General features: G+C 52.3%; 1 protein-coding gene. It reads left to right on the top strand.

Annotated features, from left to right (window positions below; translation table 11 throughout):
• Nucleotides 1-13: 13 nt before the first annotated feature.
• The coding region (locus BBD38_RS14175) for a sugar phosphate isomerase/epimerase family protein (RefSeq protein WP_066689375.1) at nucleotides 14-999 on the top strand (986 nt) is incomplete at its 3' end.

Here is a 999-nt window from a genome sequence, read left to right as displayed (position 1 = left end):
CGGAGGTAAGGAAATGAAGTTAGGATTCTTTGCGGCAAACTATGCGCATCTGAGCCTGGAAGAAGTGGCGAAGATCATGAGCGAGCATGGGTATGAAATGATGGAGATTCCGGCATATATCGGGAACGGACAGTTCGACTGTGACGAAATCCTGAAGGGGAACAATGCGGAAAACCTGAAGAAGATGCTGTCAGGATACGGGATCACAATTTCAGGATTGTCGAACCATGCGGATTCGCTGCTGATCCTGGGGCCGTGGGGAGAGGATACGGACGGCCTGTACAAGGGAACGAAGGAAGAAAAGATCAAATATGGAACGGAAAGCCTGATTAAGACGGCGCAGGCGGCAAACGCACTGGGAGTGCCGGTGGTAAACGGTTTTACGGGAGTAACGAACTGGGGAAGGTATTTTCCGTTTCCGTGCCCGCAGGGCTGGGAAATGATGGAGAGGGATTTCGTGAAGTATTTCACGCCGATCCTGGACAAATTCAAGGAATACGGAGTCAAGTTTGCGGTGGAGCCGCATCCGAACAACTTCATATATGATATCCACACAGCGAAGAGGGCAATCGAACTGGTGGACGGGCATCCGTGCCTTGGGTTCAACATGGACCCGGCGAACCTGATCTACTTGGGACTTCGGATCGAGAATTTTGTGGATGAGCTTGGAGACAGGATATTCCACGTACATGCGAAGGACGGGGAGATCGTGGAGCACAACATCCAGTACGGAGGAATCCTGATGCAGGGCGACTGGCAGAGGCTGGACCGGACGTTCCGTTTCCGGATACCGGGCTGGGGGAGCGTGCCGTGGAAGAAGGTAATCACGGAGCTGTCGATGGTAGGATATGATTATGTGCTGAGCTATGAGCACGAAGACGTGACGATGAGCGTAGGAGACGGGGTAGAGAAGGTATCGGCCTTCCTGAAGCCGTTGATTATCAAGGCGCCGTATGAGGGAAGACGCGATAAGATTTTCAACAATCCCTGCGAAAAATA

The organism is Christensenella intestinihominis (assembly GCF_001678845.1).
GTDB classification, from domain to species: Bacteria; Bacillota; Clostridia; order Christensenellales; family Christensenellaceae; genus Christensenella; species Christensenella intestinihominis.
The sequence above is the reverse complement of the archived record's forward strand: the minus strand, read 5'-3'. Positions and strand labels throughout refer to the sequence as shown.